We start from the raw sequence: 21,285 nt of genomic DNA, 5'->3' as shown, positions 1-21,285 counted from the left end.
TTTTTAACATTTAATAGATAAAATCCGCTTCTGTTTTTGCTCTTACTTCTTCGATCGTTACACCGGGCATCAATTGAATCAATTTCAACTGTTTGTCAATAACTTCAAAGACAGCCAACTCGGTGATGATCATGTCAACGCTTCTAGTGGAAGTAATCGGGTAGGTGCATTTCTTTAAAACTTTACTTTTACCCTCCTTACTTGTATGTGTCATGGTCACGATCACTTTTTTGGCGCCAACCAACAGGTCCATCGCTCCTCCAACACCCATGATATTCTTGCCTGGTACCGCCCAATTTGCAATTTCACCGGTTTGACCTACCTGCAAAACACCTAAGATGGCAACATCAATGTGACCTCCACGGATCATTGCAAACGATTCTGCACTATTAAAGAATGATGCCCCAATCGATTGCGCTACTGGTAACTTGCCTGCATTGACTAAATTGGGATCGATTTCATCTTCCGCTACATCAGCAACTCCCAACAATCCATTTTCCGTATGGAAAAAAATATTTTCATCATCAATGTACTTTGCAACTAAGGTCGGAATCCCGATTCCAAGGTTCACTATACAAGGACCCGTCAATTCTTTTGCCGCGCGTCTTGCTATCATATTTTGCATGAATTCTTTGTCACCCATAATCTTTCACACCTTCCTTCGTCAGGATTTTCTTTGCCTTAATGATTCCATCGACGAATAGATGCGGTGTTACAATCTCCTCTGGCGAAAGTTCTCCAGGTTCAACTATCTCATCCACTTCTGCAATTACGACATCTGCGGCTGTTGCCATAGCCGGATTAAAGTTTCGAGCCGTTTTATAATAAACAAGATTACCAAGTGTATCTGCCTTCCACGCCCTGATTAAAGCTACATTTGCTCTTATGGCAGGTTCAAAAATATATGTAGCCCCATTTATTTCCCTTTCTTCTTTTCCTTTAGCTAAATCGGTCCCTACACCTGTTTTCGTATAGTAACCGCCTATGCCTGCACCGCCAGCACGAATGGATTCAGCTAATGTTCCCTGTGGTAATAGTTCTAACTCTATTTCGCCACGTTGGTAAAACTCCCCAATTTCACGATTACTTGTAAAATAAGAACCGATCGCTTTTTTTATTTTCTTCTGGCTTAGGAGAGCTCCCAGACCTTTCCCTTTCTCGCCAAAATTGTTGCTGATTACGGTCAAGCCTGCTACATCCTTTTTGGCCAATCCATCTATTAACGTAAGAGGGGCCCCGATCAAGCCAAATCCACCTACCATTAATGTATGACCGTTCTTCACACAAGATAAAGCTGCTTCTATATCTTGATGTACTTTCGTCATGTTTTCCCCACCAATCTCACGTTACTTATTTTCAATCAATGAATCGCTTGCCTCAAACCAAGCAGGTATTCCAGCCGTCAATAAGCAAATCAGACCCACTTCAGCTAATTGTTCTTCCGAGGCCCCATTTAACCTTGCCGCCTCCATCCATTCCCCAACCTGTTCCCCTTTTAATTCTGTAATGAATATTCCTGTCATCAGAAGATGTTTTAGCCTTTTTGAAACCACTGAATCACTTAATATATAATCTTTAAGAGAGTTTTGGTCTTCGGATTTAACCAGATTCAAAACATTCGAGACGAATCCCGTTTCCTCATCACCTAATAACTCCATCATATACAACAGGATTTCTTCTGTTGTTTCTTTATGGCCACTTCCTTCAGGATATCGAATCCCTTTAAGTTCAAGGGCATATTCCAATGACTTTATCCCAGCTTTTAATGCCTTAGTTCCGTTATATAAGTATGAAACTATTAGGTATTCCACCAGTTCCGGTAATGTTGCTCCACCATCCATTGCCCCTTTTGTATGGTAAACCATACTCCGTTCATACAACCTCGCAGCATTCATGCCGACCAGTAATATATCTTTCTCCTTCTTCGTCAAGGCTCCCTCTTGCATGATGTTACTTCGCAAGTTGGTATAGTGATCAAGTGCATTAGGGCTAAAATCGTGCATTTTTTGTACCCAGCCTGGTACCACATCATATACTTCCTTGAAATACAATAATCCTTCGCTCATTCGTCTGCACCTCTTTAAATTAATTGAGAGTCAAGTATCGATAGTGCTCTTATAGGTGAAGCTGTTGCATTTTTTAGCTTTAAAGGGATCCCGAAGAAAAGAAAACGGGAATGCTTGGGTAATTTTTCAAGATTCACTAGATTTTCAACGATATATATATCATTGTTCAGTAATTTTTGATGAATTCCGCTTTCTGAATCCTCGTTCAAATCGGCATTGGGCAAATCCAACCCGACAATATGTATTTGCTTTTCAATAAACCATTGGGCCACACTATCATCTAATGCCTGCGCTTCAAAAAAGCCTTCTTCCCCCCATGATTTCCCCCATGTCCTGATGAGGACGATATCGTTTTTTTCTACATACACCCCCTGCCTGCGTTCCGCCTCTTCAAGTAAAGCTTTCGTAACCGGTTCATGTGTCGCTTTTAACATGCTTACATCCAGTATGAGGGCATCCCCAAACATATTCTCCAGATTGATGTTTTCAACCGACTCCCCGTTTTCAAAGTAATGTGAAGGCACATCGACATGTGTCCCACTATGGTCAGAAAAAGAAATCAACTTGGAACGGCAGCCTTTAGGAAGTGAATCAGATTTCCCCTTTTGTTCAAGAGGTTCATCTTTAATGCCTATTGCAGGTAAATCATTATTTGTAACTAGACCATCGTAAAGTTCCAATGTTAAATCAATGATTTTCAACAATAAAACCCCCAAATTCATTAAGCGTTTACATTATCACGACAAAAATGGCTACCCTAAACATTACTATCAATAATTGACAGCAGCTGTTTAAGGTAGCCAGTTGTTCACTAGTTGTTATTAAAAAAGGTTATTTTTTAATAGCTAATGAATAGGCAATAATTAAGTTTTTTATATATTCATAATATTACACTATTTTCTGTTAATTTCAATATTTTTTTAAAAAATATCTTCAAAAAAATCAAATTCTTTTTAAGAAAGACTTTATCTCTTTGTTGATCTCCGCCCTATTTTCAAACACCATTGTATAGTGGTTACAAGTTGAAACGCTCGTTTCAATATCAGGTGTATATTTCTTCGTATCATCATAGGCTTCTTCATAAAATAAAGGGGGAAAATCCCCTATTTCCCCACTGGCATACACCAATAACGTTTTACAGGAAATTAGTCGACAAACCTCTTTAGGGACAAAAGAATAAAAACTATCGAAATCTCTAAGAACGCTGTCTTCTGTTGATTTATTCTCCCAATGACCATCCACTTCATGTACCTCATACTCCGCTACACTTTGCAGATGATCCGTCCATTTGATACCCAAACGGCTATAGATTTCCTTAATTTCTGCAATATAGATTTCTTGAGATTCATATTCTTTACTTAATCGGCCTAGAGAAGGTTGTACGATGTCCCTTTGTTGTTGAGAGCAATTGGCCGCACCATCCAATAATATCAGGGCCTTTACCGAGGTTAATTTGCTGGCTACAACGCTTGAGATGAAGGCTCCCATTGAATACCCGATCAAGATCGGGTTATTAATCTTTAATTCTTGAATTAACTCAATTACATCTTCTGCATGTTTAAAAAGAGAAGACTGTACATCTGCCCTCGAACTATTTCCCCTCCCTCTCAAGTCAATCGAGATGACTCTGTACTCGCCCTTTAACATTTCTGCATAATAATCCATTTGCTTATGATTACCCGTTAAACCATGTATGGCGATGATTGGCCCTTTCTCTCCAGGATAATCTGCAATTTGAATTCTTTTGTTCCCCAATTCCTTTACATACATTTCCATAGTGACATTCCCCTTTTCATGATTATTAACATAAACCAGCCAGCATATTTAATAAAAAAAGCTATCTTAACTTCACCATCAAGGTAACTTGATCGAGAAATTAAGATAGCCAGTCAGTTCATTAATTTTCATTAAAAAAGGGCTTTTTTTAATGGTTAATGAATAGGCAAGTTATAAATACATGTAATGATTCCATTTTACATGAAGTTCGGATTTTTACAATTATTATTTGATAATTTCGATTTCCCAGTAACTTAAAGTCGATGTCTGGGGTTTTTATTGAAGGAGGTCCTCTACGGTCTCACTCCAACGTTCAACAACTTCTTTAGGGTTTTTCAAGTCGATTTTAATTCCAGAGGTTATTTCAGCATACTTAGCCATATCCTCCCGTGCCTCTATTATTTTGGCGTGGAATCTTTCTCTTTTGTATTGGGCATTTGGCAGCTCTTTTAATCTCTCTAATGAGAGTCTGATATATTGTGCTTTACCTTTCCAAAACAAAACCAGTGTAGCTTTATGGGTACGAATGACATTGGCAGTAGTCGAAGTATCCGGCCATAGGCCAATCCTTAATTCCTTCCTGCTTATCGCTACGATCTCACCTACGCTTATCATTGCAGTATGCGGCCATCCTTCTTCACTTACCGTCAACAGCATCATGGCTTCATGCTGCTTGTCGACAAGCTCTTTACCATTTAACAAGTCAAAAACTTCTACTGACATTTCCATACCATTCATTTCCCACCTTTTTCCCTACTTCACTAGCAATCCGTTATATTTTGGTGCGATATTTCATTCCGTCCCACCGTTTCGCACCGTGAGTATCGATTTCAAATTGATCTAACGCCCTATAAGCAAGGTGGTCAATGATATCGTTAACATTCTCAGGATGATTATAGAACGCTGGCATCGGAGGGAATATAATAGTCCCCATTTTGGAAAGCGCCGTCATATTCTCTAAATGAATCGTATTCAGAGGGGTTTCTCTAGTCATTAGTAATAATTTTTTTCTTTCCTTCAACATGACGTCAGCAGATCGCGTTAATAAATTATCCGCTAGTCCCATGCGGATGGAAGCTAGCGTTTTCATACTGCAAGGTGCTACGATCATGCCATCAATCCGATAAGATCCACTTGATATTCTTGCTGCTTGATCTTTGTAAGAATAGGAATGATCAGCTAATCCCTCCACGTCTTTAACAGAATAAGATGTTTCATGTTGAATGGTGGCATGCGCCCACGGGGACATGATTAAATGGGTCTCCACTTCACTGCTTTTAAGCATCTGAAGAATCCTAATTCCAAAAATGGCTCCAGTCGCTCCTGTTATCCCAACAATGATTTTCATTAATTCCCCTCCTTACATTAGTCATTGAATCGAAACTTATGAATTGGAAAATCCAGGAATAAATCGACTTGGATCCACCTCTTTAAATTCAGACCTTTTAAATTCATCTTTTAAATGAAATGGTACTGTACAGTCAAATATCGTTTTACAGGAAATACCCTTTTCATGAATGGTAGGGCTGTATGCGGGATCTTGTGAAGGATCTAACGGGTGACAGCGCACCCCAGGAATGAAGACCGTATCAACATCACCTTGGTAACGAGTATTTAACGCCCATAAAACATCATTGCTATCGAAGGGATCCACATCTTCATCCACTATGAATACATGCTTCAGTTCAGAAAAGGCAGAGAACGCCAATAGTGCAGCTTGTCTTTGGCGCCCTTCATCACTTGGCTGACTTTTCTTGAATTGAAGAACAGCCATGTATTTACCTCCCCCTGAAGTATGGGCATAAACGTTCAATAATTTTCCTGGCATGGCCTTTTCCACCATTTGCAGAATGCTTGCTTCAGTTGGAATGCCAGCCATATTCACATGTTCTTCACTTGGTCCAATAACTGTTTGCATGATTGGATTGACACGATGCGTAACAGCTTTCACCTTGATTAGAGGCAGTTCCGCAACAGCGGAACCTGTATAACCAGGGAATTCTGGCATTGCTTTTCCCGTATTGGTGTTTTGATCTTCCCGAACACGCACTCCGGGAACCAATTCCCCTTCTATTACATATTCAGCATTCGCGATAGCCTTTTCATCTATCGTCAAGCATTGGACCAATTCTACCGCTTCTTTCCTGATCGCCCCTGCAACACTCAACTCATTAAAGCCAAGGGGAGTCGTTGGCGCTTCAAAACAAGCAGCAACTTCAATAGCAGGGTCAACACCGATACTAATGGAAATGGGTAACGGTTTCCCTCCTTTTTCAGCCTTTTCACGAAAAACTTCCAAATGACGTCCAGGAACAAAATACATGGTCATCTCATCTTTACTTTGTAAACATAAACGATGTATCGTTATATCAGATTCACCCGTTTCTGAATCGGAGGCATAGCACATGCCTATCGTGATATACGGGCCTGCATCTTCCTCTGTATTCGTTGGCGCAGGTATTAATTTTCTGATATCGAAATCCGGATCTTCTGCATAGTGAACCACTTCTTGAGCTTTCGCTTTATCATTTGAAATGGTGATTGGATCAATTGGATTTTTTACAGCTTCATTTAAAAGGAATCCCAGTCGCTCCGGTTTTGTATCCAGCATGAGGCCGACTCTTTCCCTGCTGGCTAAAAGTCCGATCACCACGCTTGAATCTTCATGTCCCAATACATGATTGAAAACCATTGCAGGTCCAATTTTTGTTGGACGCATTACTGTTCCGCCAGCACCGACATGACGATAAACCCCAGATAATTCAGCATGAGGATTAACTGGTTCATCCGTTTCAATCAATTGTCCTGGAATGGATTTCAGGAGTTCCAACGCAGAACGTAAATCTGTCACTTTGTTCATTTTTTCAGACATAAAAAATCCCCCTATCACTTCATGATCTGTATCTTATGTATCATTTAAATTCAAATAACCTATATGGTATCGGTTACAAATGATATTCTAAAGTGTATTTCTACTATACAGTCAATGGATATTTGAAAATTCAAGTAATTTTCTCCACAGGGATTTGCAGCTGACAAAAATCAACACTATTATCATTCTCGTAAAAGGTCGTATCCAATAAGCAAGCGTCCACGACGTCCCCTACAATTCTATACTGATTCTCACGGATCCATTGAACCAATTCATTTAAAAACTCAATGTTATATGGCATTCCATATTTATACACACATGCATATTGCCCAGCAGGCAACGTCATCATATTATCCATATCAGGATCGAGAAAAGGTAATGAAGTATATATGCCAGCACCCTCGAAAACATCATGCGTTCCAAGGTTATCCTTTAAAATAATCGTGCCAAATCCCTCTGACGGAAGCATCTCATGTTTACTTAATACATTCCAAGCTTTCATCAGCGTTAAATGTAATTCTTCTCGGCACAATTCATTTTCAAATGGTATAAATAAGACATGCCTTTCAGGAAATTCTTCTATAATGGGTGTATCCAATTCACTTTTAATATTTTTGGCTTCTGAATATTTCATTAATCTTTGTTGAATGAATGTACGTGTATTCATCAAGGCCTTTATTTCTTTATCAATGAATTCTTGATGAAATTCCAAAAGTGACATGGCAGTCGTTAAATTCCGATTTCCTATATGGTCCTTAATATCATTCAGTTTGATGCCAATCGACTTCAAAAAGCAAATTTCCCTTAGAAACGGAATTTGAACGGCACTATAATATCGATAACCATGTTCATCTATATGTACGGGTTTAAATAAACCGATCTTATCGTAATAAATGAGTGTTTGCCTTGAGATACTGTGAATGGTAGCCATTTCACTGATTGATAAGTAATTGCCCATATGGGTTCCCCCTCCGCAAAGCCTTTTTATAAAGTTCCTCTAATTCTTACCTTCACTTCTACAACCATTTTTCAATTTATTAATCTTTTGATTTCCCTCCTTCCATTCGGCAACTACAGCCGATTGGAGAGGACCCTCCACTAACTTTACCATTTTTCCATTTAAAATGAATGGAATTTCAACGGCCCTTTCTATCGAAATGGAGCATATCAACATCTTCATTAGTAGGCATTAAGAGAGATAGTGAAATTCAATAATATTAATTTTTTATGAATCAAAAGGATTATGGACTTTTTCACTATCGGGTCAGCAGTAACTTCTTTACAAGCTTTTATGTTTTTGGACTTAAACTTATTCTTGGTAGGAATAGCATTTATTTAGAAGGAAAAAGGAGTTTACAAATACATTCAACTTGGGAAAGCAAAAAATAAAAAACGTGCCTATTTGTGGACACGTTTTTCATATGAAAGGAATTTCCTATATCTTAATTTGCATACAATCGGTATTGGTCGCTTATTGTATCTCCATTACCATAAATATAGGCTTTAGAGCCCGATGTATAGGAAGGATTGTCGTACTTCCATTTAATTCTGAGTCCCATGTATCCGCCTGCTCCATATGTTTCATTGCCATTCTTCTTAATATATTGCGAGAAGCTATCCCACGTCCGGGGGCCAACCACACCATCCACTTTCAAGTTGTTTTCTTTTTGATATTTCTTTACTCCCGCTTCGGTTTTTGGTCCAAAGATACCATCAACGTCAACCACTGCAGAATCTGTATAAAAACCCATGACATTCAGGATATACTGCATATTTCTGACCTCCACCCCATGAGTGTCCTTCCGCAAAATGGAATTCTTATCCCAGCTTTCGGGGTGGTGAAAACCTCCAGCAGATGCTGAAGCGGTGGAAAAAGATACCCCAAGGGCCATTGCCAATACTACTAAACTAGTAAATAATTTCTTCATAGCTCCATCTCCCTCTTTTTTTGTACATCCGAACTACCTTACAATTTCCCTTCAGATTTTATTTTTCCCTTCCGACCGATGTCCTGTTTTGTCCTTGCTAAACAAACAGTGTCCCAGAAAGATCGAATAAGTAGGATAAATTCGTAACTGGGACTAACGGTTTTTACGCATGAAAGATTTTATAATGAACTCAGTCAAAAAAATTGAGGAATTTCTATTTACACATTATCCTTCTCTTTTCCTCTAATTTCCCTTGATATCCATAAGAGGAAGTTTAACCATTTACGCCAGAAGGCCGCCAATTGGCGGCCTTCTGACATTGAAAGACTTTTTGTAATTGCCCAAGTTCCTTCTTCTTTTCAGTCCGTTATTCGTTCAAATATGCCCAAGCATATTGGGCATAAAGTTCTGCACCGGTAGCAAGCGCATCCTCGTCGATGTTGAATTTCCCGTGATGATGCGCCCATTCCGTATCCTTTTCAGGGTTTCCTGATCCCACTAAAGCGAAGCTTCCGGGTACTTCATCTAAATAGAAGCTAAAGTCTTCGCCCCCCATTGTTGGCTTTTCATTATATATTGCGTCTTTGCCAAACGCTTGCGAGGCCACCTTTTGCACTAATTTGGCACTATATTCATCATTAATGACAGCTTGCGTGCCACGGTAGTAATCAACCTTTGCGGTCGCACCGTAAATGTTCGCAACATTTTCAGCATAAATCTGGAGCTGCTTTTCAATATGGTCACGTGTTTTAGAATCAAAACAACGGACAGTCCCTTCAATGACGGCATTTTCTGCAATGACATTAAAACGTGTGCCAACGACCATTTTTCCAACTGTCAAAACAGCGGGATTTTGGGGGTCGACCGTTCTTGACACGACGGACTGTACATTCATGACGAATGAAGAGGCGACAATGGTTGCATCGATACAGTCCTGCGGCATTGCACCATGTCCCCCTCTTCCTTTAAAGGTTACGGTAAAGATATCTGCTGAAGCGAATGAAGGTCCTTGAGTGCAAGCGACTTTGTTTGTTGGCATTTGCGACCAAATATGTATGCCAAAAACATTATCAACACCTTCAACGGCCCCCTGTTTAACCATTTCCCTTGCACCTGTTGCCACTTCTTCGGCTGGTTGAAATATTAAGCGCACATTCCCAGGTAATTCTTCTTTTATTTCATTTAGTGCCTTCGCTGCAATTAATAGCATGGATGTGTGTGCATCATGACCACATGCATGCATTTTCCCTTCTTCCTTTGAAGCATACGGCAAGTCTTTATTTAGTTCTTCTACAGAAAGGGCGTCCATATCTGCTCTTAATGCGACGGTCTTTCCAGCCTTACCGCCTTTAATTTCTCCAATGACACCTGTTGGTTCTGCTTTTCGATAAGTAATTCCTAATTTTTCAAGGTAGTCACAAACAAAGGCAGTTGTATTTTCTTCTTCCCATGATAACTCAGGTTCGCTATGAAGTTTTCTGCGTATTTCTGTTAATTCATCACTATAATTTTGAATAGCTTCTTTTATCGTTTGATTAATCATTCTTATTCTACCTCCGTTAAATATTTAGCCACTTCGTAAAATATTTGCACTCCATTTGCCAAATGACGTGCATCAGACCATTCCTCTGGACAATGACTTAGTCCTGCTTTACTTGGAACAAAAAGCATGCCAACATCAGTCACATCGGAAAAAACCATCGCATCATGACCTGCACCACTATCAATGGAACAGTATGGAATTTCCAAATCTGAACTTTTATCTTTTAATAAATCCTTAATCTCATTACTCAATATCTTTGGCGGCATATACAACAGCTGTTCCGCCGTTGAATGGATCCCCTGTACCTGATAGGATTCGATTAATTCTTTCATCCGCCTGATGACATTGTTAATATGTTCTTCCTTGCTTGATCGAATATCTACCGAAAATACCACCTTATTTGGGATTACATTTGCTCCATTTGGTAAAACATCTAGTCGCCCTGTCGTGATAACCGTTCCTTCTCCTTCCTCAATTGCAAAGCTCGGTAATTGAGAAATAATTTGAGAGGCAGCAACCAATGCGTCCGTACGGCGATCCATTGGGGTTGTGCCTGCATGTCCTGCCTTTCCTTCAATGGTTACTTCAAATTGGGTTAAACCAACAATAGCTTCTACAACACCAATGGGGATACTCTTCTCTTCAAGGATTGGACCTTGTTCTATATGCAATTCGAGAAATGCTTTAATGCTATTGGGATTTCTTCTTTTCGGAAGAGAGAAATCCAGTCCAATTTTTGACATCGCTTCAATTGTGGTGATACCATCTTTATCCTTTAAATTTTTAAAACTTTCCTCACTTAGCGTTCCCACTATTCCTCTCGACCCCATTAGTCCTCCGCCAAAACGAGCTCCTTCTTCTTCAATCAGGGCAACGATTTCCAATGGGTATTTAGGTGTTAAATGATTTTCTGCAAAAAGGCCAGCCACTTCAAGTGCGACAATTACACCGGCTGGTCCATCATACGCACCGCCATTTGGTACGGAATCAAAATGTGAACCTAACAGAACGCTTGGTGCATCTTTTAAAGTACCATCAAGCTTTCCAAAAATATTTCCAAATCCATCTTCCTGTACTGTCAGGCCGTATTCCATCATTTTATTTTTTATATAATTACGTGTAAGCAAGTCTTCCTTGCTATACGTAAGCCGGGTAGTCCCTTCTCCGGGTGTTGATGTAAATTCGCTCAAATCATTTATTTGCTTTTCTATACGTTCGCTAAGACTCACTTAGAATCCCTCCTATTTTACAAGAATTGTACGAATATTCCTGCCAAAATAACCGACACGATTGTTACCGATATAAATCCGCCAACAAGCATCGGCGGCAGCATATGGCTTAGCAATGCTTCTTTTTCATTTTCATCTTTTGTTAATGAATTGACGACTTCATTGGTGATAATGTAATCAGCTGGAAATCCGTATAATGCTGTTAAAGATACAGCAAAGGCCATTTCTTTGCTGACTTTTAATAATTTCCCTGCTATGAATGAGAATATATACATACCTATCACAGCTAAGATAATGCAAACAACAAGTGGGTAAAGAATCTCCATCATCATACTTGGTGTTGCATTTTTCAATCCATCAAAGACGAAAAGCATAAGGGCCATGATGGCAAATCCAAATCCATTTGCTTTTTGCAGTGTCTGTCTTTCCAAGAAACCGATACTTTTTCCGATAACCCCGAATAGTAAGCAAAGAACAAATGCATTTATAGATATAATCGGCTCTAATCCACTCGAAACAAGGTAAGCAAGTAAAGCAACAACTGCAAGTCTTAAAAATTTGAAATACTCCGTATTATATTTTTCAGGAAGTTTCTTAAACAGCCTAAGTTCCGTCATGCCTTCTGCAGCGGCTGCAGTTTCATCCTTTTTTACTGTTAACTTTCCATTGCGATATTGCCCCAAAAGCTTCTTCCCTTCTTTCTTCAAGACAATTGACGTTAAAGGATATCCGGCGAAGCCTTGCATGACATAAATAACAATGGCAAAAACGGACAAGCTCGTAAGTCCTGCATCTGCCGCTCCTTCTGACATGATTATTGAAGAAACCATACCTCCCACTAATGGCGGAACCGCTACAAGGACAGTTTGCAGATCAAAAATAAAGATGCCAATTCCGAATAATAGGGCAACAATGCCAAGAATACCTGATATGGAGATGACAATCGTCTTCCATTGATTCACTAATTCCCTTATTGAAAGCAATGTTCCCATATTCGTGATCAATAAGTACATCATCATGGTTGCCACTACCGGTGGAACACCTGCTATTGAAACGATGTCTTGCGGAAAGAATGTCCAATAACCACATAGAAATAGGATCGCCGAAATGAAAACGGAAGGTACCCAGGCTTTTGTTCGAACCGCCACTATGTCTCCTACAAATAAAATCAGAATTACGATAACTAAAGCCAACATCTGTGACATATGAGTTCCCTCACCTTCCTGTTTAATAGTTTGAATATTCTTATAAAATAATAACACTGAATCATTTGAATTAAAAGATAATTTAATATTTTCAGGTAATTATACACAGATAATAGGAAATGTAAGTGTTTTAATTTCAATTTCACACACCAAATATTCCCGAATAATCAAGGGATTGGATATATCAAAATAATTTTAATCTTAAAACAGACACTTTATCTCCTTTAAATATCAAAAAGAAAAAGCCGTCTATTGACGGCTCAGACTGTAGACAAACTCTATGAAAATCGAGTTTGTAAATTGCAGCGCAACGAACTCGGATTTATATAGGAGAAGGATGCTTTGGGACCCCAGAATTTCTCTATCAATAAAAAATACTTACCTTAATAATTGTTGCAGTAGAGTCGTCATCGTGATTTGATAACTTTATATTTAATTTGTCGGAGGTATGATCTCTGTTTAAAGTTATTAAGTCACCTTGCTCTAAAACAATTGTCTCTTTTTCATCGATATTCATTCTACTCCTTCCTTTAAAACAATAGAAGGCGTCGGTTCTTTTCGAAGAATCCCGATTATCCAGCACTTCCGCATGGGTTCCATCATTCATATGTATCGTGCTGATGTCACCTTCACATCCTTCCGCAAACATCAAATTAAAGTCAGTGACCTTCCCAATACTGCGGGTTGTCCAGCCTCCATCAAACCGATCCTGTTCAAATGGGCTTAAATGCACACTGGGCTTTCCCTGATGTTGCAGCGACATTTTACCATCAAGGATCATGATGATTCTCTGAATGCCTGGAAGGTGAGTAAATAAGGATTCGTCCACCTCGACTTCTGCTGTGCTTATCCGCCATTTGAAATCACGCTTCGAGTAATCAGCTTCTTCAGGATAAATGGCTAGTTGAGTTGTTTTACCACCTGACCAAAGACTTGTTATTTGTTCACTTTTCTTTATTATTTTTAGTGAAAATGACAATGATTTTCTCCCCTTTAAATATTACATTTTTTCAGTACAATCTAGGCTAGGATGGATATCATTAACAGAGATGCATAAGAGAGCTTAATTCTACTGACCTCTGATCATCGCAGCAGCATTCTTACTAAATCAGGCTGTGAAACGCTACGATACATACATGTAGATGTTGCGAAATTGATAGGTTTCCGGTGCATTAATAATGCATACAGAAAAACCATCGTGAATTACCTACTATATGGGCAATTTCAGAATAAAAAAATCAATACCGAATGTTTTGGCATTCCCAAAAACATTCGGTAACACTATATTTTTTGATTCCTTATTTAATAACAAATTATCATTTAAATAGATTAATACTTATAATGATGATTGGCATGGCAAATACATCAATAAGAAATGCACCGACTATCGGAACGATTAAATATGCTTTACTTGAAGGTCCATATTTCGCAGTGATTGTTGACATATTTGCCATAGCATTCGGTGTAGCCCCTATACCATGTCCGATGAAACCTCCAACCATAACTGCCGCATCGTAGTTTTTGCCAAGAAAGCGAAACATGATGAATATACTTAAAAGGATAATGAAAATTACTTGTATCACCACAATTAAAATAATTGGTAAAGCAAGGTCAGCAACTTCCCATAATTTTATACTCATTAAAGCCATTGATAAGAAAATACCTAAAGTGATATCTCCAATAAAATTAATACTAGGCATTTCGATAATTTTCCCGTTTATTTTATCTAAAATATTCCGAACTATTACAGCCACTATCATTGCTCCAACATAGTTCGGTAAAACATAACCTGTTTTTGCCGAAAATAACTCTCCTAGATATGAACCTAAAGCCATACAAAATGTCAGTATTAACACTTGTTTCATAAATGAAGCTACATTTAATTCTATTTTGTCTTCCATTTCTTTCTTTTCTTGAATTTCAATATCCTCTTTACTTGGTGTTAATTTGTGTTTATTAATTAAATACTTTACAGTGGGACCTCCAACTAATCCACCAAACACTAATCCTAATGTAGCTGCTGCTATTCCAATTGCTTGGGCAGATTGAATGCCCAGCGATTCAATCGTACCGCCAAATGCTGTAGCTGCACCTATGCCGCCTTCCATGGAAATTGCTCCTGCCATCATGCCAATCAATGGATCAATCCCAAAAACGGGTGCTAAAGAAATTCCGATTAAATTTTGAGCAAATGCCAGAAACCCGCATAACAACCAATATATTAATAATAATTTACCGCCGACTTTCACTAATTGGAAACTGGCACCCAATCCAACGGACGTAAAAAATGTTAACATGAATAATCCCTGGAGTGTCGTATCCAATGAAATGGTTATGTTTAAAAAGGTTTTAAGACTTGTAGCGACGATTGCAAAAAGTAATCCCCCAACAACGGGTGCAGGGATACAAAAGTGTCTAAATAATTTGACATTCTTAACGATAATCCCGCCTAGTGCTAAAAGCAGTATCGCTAAAAAAATAGTGATCGTTTGATTAATCTCGATGTTCATATTGCTTATCTCCTCTCCACACACATGAATACTTCATTTATTAGGTTTGCAGCTAGTTTTACAGTCCGTTTATCACAATCTAATGATGGATTCACTTCACAGATATCAAATGAAATAGTTTTCGTATGTGAAGTAATCTTACGAATTAATTGTCTAACCATTTTTCCAGAAAGACCAAATGAGGAAGGGGCACTAACACCCGGTGCTTCAGAAGCGTTTATAACATCCATACAAAGTGTCAATATAATATAATCATGTTGATTTATAAAATTCAGAATTTTATTTTCGTTTTCTTCAGAATTTTCATCTACTAATTCTCCTTCCAATATCCAAGAGCAACCAAGTGTAGTTGCAGTGTCAAATAATTTTTTAGTATTTCCATAACGTTGAATGCCAATTGGCAAATAACTAGCTTGATGATCATTATCTAATATTTGTTTAAACATCGTTCCAGAAGAAGTTATATCTTCATAAGAGCGTAAGTCAAAATGAGCATCAATGTTAAGAATGCCTATTTTGGCATTGGGTCCAACGCTCGACCTAATTCCTAGATAATGACCATAAAAGGTTTCATGTCCGCCCCCCAAAATAACAGGAAACATATTTTTAGATAATATTTTCTCTACGTGGCTTCCCAATTCAGCTTGAGCTGCTTCTAACTGTTGATTTTCACAAATTATATTTCCGAAATCAACTAGGCTATCTGCTGATTGGCCGTGCCAAGATAGAGATGATAAGGATTTACGTATTTCATTGGGAGCTTCTTTGCTTCCAAGTCTTCCTTTATTCCTGCGTACGCCTTCTTCACAAGAGAACCCTATTATTCCACATGTATTATTTGCTGATGTTGTTTGATTATCTTTAACTATTTGATGAATTCTAAATTCATCTTTATCTATTAGACTATCTGTTCTGCCTTTCCATAAATCCATATTTGGTAACGCATACATTTACTTTTCCTCCCCATAAATAAAAATACTTCATATTTGCAATCGCCAATAAATTTCGGGATGTACTGTTATAAAAGCTCTGGTTCAATGGCTTGTCCTTTTGTTTTCGTTAAATTTGGATAGGCCATTGACTTATCCTGCCTGATGCATTTTGCACATCCCCGCTTTCGCCGCACTCTAACTTCCAGTCCAGCTCTGTGGACCATTATGTTGTATATCTATGTTCCCTCCATTCTGCTTAATGGTTTTACTACAATTTTATTAAGCAAGTTTCATGCCAGGTCCATTTCCATAAAAACAGTGGAAAATTCAGATATATTCAAAATAAAAAGTAGGCGGAAATTGCCGCTCGGCAATTTCCGCCTACTTTTCTTCCCGATATTTCTTCAACTTGTCCCGCAATGTCCTCTCCCCGATGCCAATTGTTTGCGCTGTCTTCCTTTGATGACCGTTAAATGCGGCAAGGTTATGAAGAATCACTCTTTTTTCGATTTCTTCAAGCGGTTCGCCGACATATACGGGGATTAGGGTATTGCCGAAAAATGGGCGCGAGCTTTTTTGGATGTCGGAAGGTAAATCGGCTTTCTGTATGTAAGAATCATTCGTAAGCGCTATTGCTCTTTCAATCACGTTCTGCAGTTCACGAATATTTCCTGGAAAGTCATATTGCTGTAAAAGCTGCAGCGCTTCATGGGAAATTCCTTCTACAGGTTTTCCCATTCGATCACCGATTTTTGCAATGAAAAATTCCAACAGCAAAGGAATATCCTCTTTTCGTTCACGTAAAGCCGGAAGGTGAATCGGAATCACATTTAATCTGTAATATAAATCTTCACGAAATCGATTCTCTTTTACTTCTTTAACCAAGTCTCTGTTTGTCGCTGCAATGATCCGGACATCGATGCTGACTTCTTCTATCCCGCCAACGGGCATTACCCTTCTCTCTTGTAGAACGCGCAATATTTTCCCCTGCAGTGCCAAATCCATCTCACCGATTTCGTCAAGAAAGATTGTACCTCCTTCCGCCAAAACAAAAAGTCCATATTTTCGCTGTGTCGCCCCTGTAAATGCGCCCTTTTCGTATCCAAATAATTCTGATTCCAACAGGTGAGTCGGAATGGCGGCACAATTAATAGCCTGAAACTTTTTGTTTCTGCGCTTGCTTTGATTATGGATGGTTCTGGCGACGACTTCTTTACCGGTTCCACTTTCCCCTTCTATGAGAATGTTGGAATCGATATCCTTCACTTTTTCGATGAGGGAGAATATTTTGCGCATGGCCAAGCTTTCACCGATGAGGCCGTTCACACCTGCCACCTTATCCAATTCTTCACTCAGCCATTTCACTTTGGACTGAAGGGTGTACACTTCTTCTGCTTTTTGCATCAGCACTTCCAATTCATCAATATGAAGCGGCTTTGTCGCATATGAAAACGCCCCCTTACGCATTGCTTCCACGGAAGAAGGAATGGTTCCGTAGGCCGTCATCATAATGACAACAGTCGAGGGGGAGAGGCGTTTGATTTCTTCTAACACTTCCATCCCATTATATCCCCCGATTTTTAAATCCAGCAAAACGATGGCGATTTCTGCCCTTTCGAAAAGCGGAAGCGCTTTTCGTGGGTCTGTAAACGAATAAACGTGATACTGGTCTTCCAATGCAAACGTAAGTGACTGACATATGGTTGGCTCATCATCAATAATCATGATATCGTGCATCGTTTTCACCCTTTCTGTATTAATGCTGTAAACAAATGGTCACTACTGTTCCCTTTCCTACTTCACTTCTTGTCTCGATAATGCCATCGTTTTCTTTGACAAGCTGATACGTAATAGAAAGCCCTAGCCCGACCCCATTGGGTTTCCTGGTGTAAAACGGTTCAAAGATCTTATCAATGTCTTCTTCCGAAATCCCAATTCCTTCATCCTCGATTTCAACGACAGTGAACACATCCCGATAGTATGCCCGAAAAATAAGTGTTCCCCCTGTATTGGACGCCTGTATGGCATTGAGAATGACGTTCACCAGTACTTGTTTGATCTGCTGTGTATCTGCAGTTGCCTGAATGTCTCCAGCGAACTCTCGAACAATGCTCAGGTTTTTTTCTTTGATTTTCGGCTTTAGCAATAGCTCAATCCCTGCCATGGCCTCATTCAGCGAAAATGTGACAGGCTCTGATTTTTTAGGGCGGGCATAATCGAGCAAATCGTTAATCAATGTATTAAGTCGGGTAATTTCACTAGTGACCTGTTCGGAAAAGAACGTTCGGAAATCTGCGCTTGCAAATTTTTTCGGCAGCAATTGCGTATAGGTAAGGATGGATGTTAACGGATTTCTTATTTCATGAGCGATACCCGCCACGAGTTGACCCAATGAACGCAATCGGTCATCCTGAGCCACTTTTCTCTCCAGTTGTTTTTGTTCCGTACTATCGAAAAAATTCAACACCGCACCGACACTTTCTCCCCCAATAGTCTGAATTGGATACATGCTGTAAGTTATATGCCTTTTTTTGCCCGCATAATGAGACCATACCGTTTCCTTTTGCAAGAAAACTCTCTTTTTCTCTAATGCAGCCTTAATCTCCTTTTCCGGGATGAAACGGGCAGTTGGCAGATCCTGAAAACGTTTTCCAACAACATTACCGTCCACCCCCAAATATTCCATGGCCCTAACATTAATCATCGATACAAGACCTTGCTGATTCAGTGTAATAAGCGAACTGTAGGCACTGTTTAATACTTGCTGCTGAAAGTTGATGTTTTCCTCAAGAAGGAGCATCTTCTCTTCCAAGTCTTTATTCACGTGCTCAATTTGCTCGGTTCGCTTAGCCACTTCTCGTTTAAGGCTGAGATTCCACCATAAGATGAGAGAAATCACAATGAAGGTAAGAATAAGACCAATTTCCAAATACAACAGCGTTTTACGGAGCCGTTGAGTATTTGGCAGGATATATTCGCCGAACCACTTTTTCTCTATCTTTTCATACGTTCCATCTTTCTTGATTTGAGAAATGGCCTGATTGAATAGTGTCAGCAACTCTTTGTTTTTCGGCATAACGGCTACAGCATAATTTGTGGTGTCAAGTGGCTCTCCGACAATCTTAATGAGTGATTGCTGCTCATTTTTCTGTAGAAAATATTGACCCGTAATCCGATTTCCAATGAAAGCATCCACTTTACCGTCGATAAGCGACTGAACGGCTTCTTGTTGATTATTAGTTTCCACCAATTGCAAACGATCGACTTTACTTAATAGACCGCTTGCAACATCTCCTTTTTGTACAGCTACTTTCCGGCCTTTAAGATCTTCGATTTTTCGGATATACATATTATCTTTCAACACAAAAATCCCTTGTGAACTTGTGAAATACGGAGCTGAAAAATCATAAAACTCTTCACGTTCTTGATTGTACTTCATGCCTTGAATCGCATCCACTTTTCCAGAGCGCATAGCTTGTACTGCCTCGTTCCATGGCATGGGATAGTATTCGAACCTAATGCCAGTCTCGATAGAAATGGCGTTCATTATATCCACATTAAAACCGGTATAAACACCCGAATCGCTCAAGTATTCAAAAGGTGGAAAGTTATTATCCCCTGCAACCCGTATCACTTTTTGGGCTTCCGAATGGGCTGCTGAAGGAAAGAAACAGCAAAAAAAGAAAAGGTAGACGGTTAATACGGCACAGATAGTATGTAAATTTCGCATCGCCTCACCCCTTTTTTCTATACATGCATTTTTATATCATAAATGTGTATATATACAATGTACAAAGACTCTATTATGATAACTTTTTAAAGGATATAAGAAAAGCTAATCTGCATTTCATAACACCATACATGGCAGATAGTCGAATTACAATATATTTTGAATGGAAAATGGATTATATATAAAAAAGGCATGCTCCCTTTTTCGGGAATCATGCCTTATGTAAGGAAATAGATGTTGCAGGAAGTAACTACCCTAGCCGTTTCTAGCAACATTCTAACTTAAATGATAGGGTTGACTGTGTATAGTATACTTATTGATTTTTTCCATGCTTGGTTCATAGCCGATTCCAGGCAATTCCGGAACACGGATCATTCCGTTTTCCACTGTAACTTCAGGGTCAGTGATATCCTCTGCCCAATAGAGGGAGGAAGCTGCTGTATCACCGGGAAGAGTGAAGTTCGGCAGTGAAGTGATCGCAATATTATGAGCTCTGCCAATGCCTGATTCCAGCATACCCCCACACCATAGCGGAATGCCATGTTCAAGACATAAATCATGGATTTTCCTGGATTCAGTCAAACCTCCGACACGGCCAATCTTAATATTAATAATTTTACAGCTGCCCAATTTAATAGCTTTCCTGGCATCCTCTAATGAGTGTATGCTTTCATCCAGGCAAATAGGTGTTTTTAACCTTGACTGTAAATCTGCATGGTCAATGATATCATTATAGGCAAGCGGCTGCTCAATCATCATTAAATTAAAATCATCCAAGGCGGATAACCGGTCTATATCTTTTAAGGTATAAGCTGAATTTGCATCGGCCATGAGCGGGATTTCAGGATATACTTTTCGTACCTTGTCTATTAATTCAACATCCCAGCCCGGTTTGATTTTTAGTTTAAAACGTTTATAGCCTTCACCGAGACGAGCTTCAATTATATCCAGGGTCGAATCGATCGAATCCTTTATTCCAATGCTTACCCCCACTTCAATTTTCTTTTTTGTTCCACCTAACACATTTGAAAGAGAAGCACCTTGCTTTTTAGCATACAAATCCCAAACGGCACCCTCTAAAGCTGCTTTTGCCATATAATTTCCGCGAATATGGGTGAAATATTTTTCGGAAATTTCATCAGGATGCTTGATTTCATTTTTTAGGATTATTGGAATTAGATAGTCTTCTAGAATATGCCAGTTTGTTTTTAAGGTCTCTTCATTATACAGGGGGTCGAGCATCGCAACCGATTCAGCCCAACCGGAAATGCCATCATCGCTTATGGCTTCGACAAGGATAAAATCCCTATCGTATTCCGTCCCAAAGCTAGTTGTAAAAGGTTCAAGCAAGTCTAGCTTAAGATGCCTTAGAATAACTTGTTTAATTTTCACTTAGAAATTCTCCTTTTGTGATAAAACTGTTAAAGAACACAGTCTTACAAGTTTTTTATTAATAGGCTTACACAGCCAGAGTTTACTAAACATTATATATAT

19 protein-coding genes are annotated in these 21,285 nt (G+C 39.0%); all 19 read right to left on the bottom strand.

Annotation, left to right across the window (positions count from 1 at the left end):
• Positions 1–10: 10 nt before the first annotated feature.
• Positions 11–643, bottom strand: a complete 633-nt coding sequence (locus tag AC3WLU_RS21755) for a 3-oxoacid CoA-transferase subunit B (protein WP_492597912.1) — start codon at positions 641–643, stop codon at positions 11–13.
• Positions 636–1,325, bottom strand: a complete 690-nt coding sequence (locus tag AC3WLU_RS21750) for a CoA transferase subunit A (protein WP_492597911.1) — start codon at positions 1,323–1,325, stop codon at positions 636–638. Before AC3WLU_RS21750 ends, AC3WLU_RS21755 begins: the two co-directional genes overlap by 8 nt.
• Positions 1,326–1,346: 21 nt before the next feature.
• Positions 1,347–2,066 carry a carboxymuconolactone decarboxylase family protein gene (locus AC3WLU_RS21745; RefSeq protein ID WP_492597910.1) on the bottom strand — a complete coding sequence of 240 codons (720 nt, stop codon included), beginning with the start codon at positions 2,064–2,066 and terminating at the stop codon, positions 1,347–1,349.
• Positions 2,067–2,080: 14 nt separating this feature from the next.
• Positions 2,081–2,767 (bottom strand): cyclase family protein, encoded by a 687-nt coding sequence (locus AC3WLU_RS21740; RefSeq protein WP_492597909.1) that lies wholly within the window; start codon positions 2,765–2,767, stop codon positions 2,081–2,083.
• Positions 2,768–3,008: 241 nt separating this feature from the next.
• A complete protein-coding gene (locus tag AC3WLU_RS21735) occupies positions 3,009–3,842 on the bottom strand; it encodes an alpha/beta hydrolase (protein WP_492597908.1) in 834 nt (277 codons plus the stop codon).
• Between the two features lie 276 nt (positions 3,843–4,118).
• Positions 4,119–4,580: a pyridoxamine 5'-phosphate oxidase family protein gene (locus tag AC3WLU_RS21730; RefSeq protein ID WP_098936086.1), complete on the bottom strand. Its 462-nt coding sequence runs from the start codon at positions 4,578–4,580 to the stop codon at positions 4,119–4,121.
• 34 nt (positions 4,581–4,614) lie between these two features.
• A complete protein-coding gene (locus AC3WLU_RS21725; protein ID WP_098865453.1) occupies positions 4,615–5,190 on the bottom strand; it encodes a non-oxidative hydroxyarylic acid decarboxylases subunit B in 576 nt (191 codons plus the stop codon).
• A gap of 36 nt (positions 5,191–5,226) precedes the next feature.
• Entirely contained in the window at positions 5,227–6,714 is a 1,488-nt protein-coding gene (locus AC3WLU_RS21720; RefSeq protein WP_492597907.1) for a UbiD family decarboxylase domain-containing protein, read from the bottom strand.
• Between the two features lie 130 nt (positions 6,715–6,844).
• Entirely contained in the window at positions 6,845–7,672 is an 828-nt protein-coding gene (locus AC3WLU_RS21715) for a MerR family transcriptional regulator (RefSeq protein WP_492597906.1), read from the bottom strand.
• 484 nt (positions 7,673–8,156) lie between these two features.
• Positions 8,157–8,642 carry a peptidoglycan-binding domain-containing protein gene (locus AC3WLU_RS21710; RefSeq protein WP_492597905.1) on the bottom strand — a complete coding sequence of 162 codons (486 nt, stop codon included), beginning with the start codon at positions 8,640–8,642 and terminating at the stop codon, positions 8,157–8,159.
• A gap of 367 nt (positions 8,643–9,009) precedes the next feature.
• Complete coding sequence (locus tag AC3WLU_RS21705) at positions 9,010–10,185, bottom strand: amidohydrolase (protein ID WP_492597904.1); 1,176 nt, start codon at positions 10,183–10,185, stop codon at positions 9,010–9,012.
• A 2-nt stretch (positions 10,186–10,187) separates the two neighbouring features.
• Positions 10,188–11,414, bottom strand: coding sequence for a Zn-dependent hydrolase (locus tag AC3WLU_RS21700; RefSeq protein WP_492597903.1), 1,227 nt, complete (start codon positions 11,412–11,414; stop codon positions 10,188–10,190).
• Between the two features lie 17 nt (positions 11,415–11,431).
• A complete protein-coding gene (locus AC3WLU_RS21695; RefSeq protein WP_492597902.1) occupies positions 11,432–12,619 on the bottom strand; it encodes a hypothetical protein in 1,188 nt (395 codons plus the stop codon).
• 364 nt (positions 12,620–12,983) lie between these two features.
• Positions 12,984–13,598, bottom strand: a complete 615-nt coding sequence (locus AC3WLU_RS21690) for a HutD/Ves family protein (protein WP_098865459.1) — start codon at positions 13,596–13,598, stop codon at positions 12,984–12,986.
• A 337-nt stretch (positions 13,599–13,935) separates the two neighbouring features.
• Positions 13,936–15,129 carry a sodium/glutamate symporter gene (gene gltS, locus AC3WLU_RS21685; RefSeq protein ID WP_034312856.1) on the bottom strand — a complete coding sequence of 398 codons (1,194 nt, stop codon included), beginning with the start codon at positions 15,127–15,129 and terminating at the stop codon, positions 13,936–13,938.
• Between the two features lie 5 nt (positions 15,130–15,134).
• Complete coding sequence (hutG, locus tag AC3WLU_RS21680; RefSeq protein ID WP_492597901.1) at positions 15,135–16,079, bottom strand: formimidoylglutamase; 945 nt, start codon at positions 16,077–16,079, stop codon at positions 15,135–15,137.
• Between the two features lie 363 nt (positions 16,080–16,442).
• Positions 16,443–17,798 carry a sigma-54-dependent transcriptional regulator gene (locus tag AC3WLU_RS21675; RefSeq protein WP_492597900.1) on the bottom strand — a complete coding sequence of 452 codons (1,356 nt, stop codon included), beginning with the start codon at positions 17,796–17,798 and terminating at the stop codon, positions 16,443–16,445.
• A gap of 19 nt (positions 17,799–17,817) precedes the next feature.
• A complete protein-coding gene (locus AC3WLU_RS21670) occupies positions 17,818–19,791 on the bottom strand; it encodes a transporter substrate-binding domain-containing protein (RefSeq protein ID WP_492597899.1) in 1,974 nt (657 codons plus the stop codon).
• A 276-nt stretch (positions 19,792–20,067) separates the two neighbouring features.
• On the bottom strand, positions 20,068–21,183 hold the full coding sequence (gene menC, locus AC3WLU_RS21665; RefSeq protein ID WP_492597898.1) for an o-succinylbenzoate synthase: 1,116 nt from the start codon (positions 21,181–21,183) through the stop codon (positions 20,068–20,070).
• Positions 21,184–21,285: the final 102 nt, after the last annotated feature.

The organism is Peribacillus sp. FW305-BF15, assembly GCF_058783805.1.
Note: the sequence above shows the minus strand (reverse complement) of the source record. Positions and strands in the feature narration are given on the sequence as shown.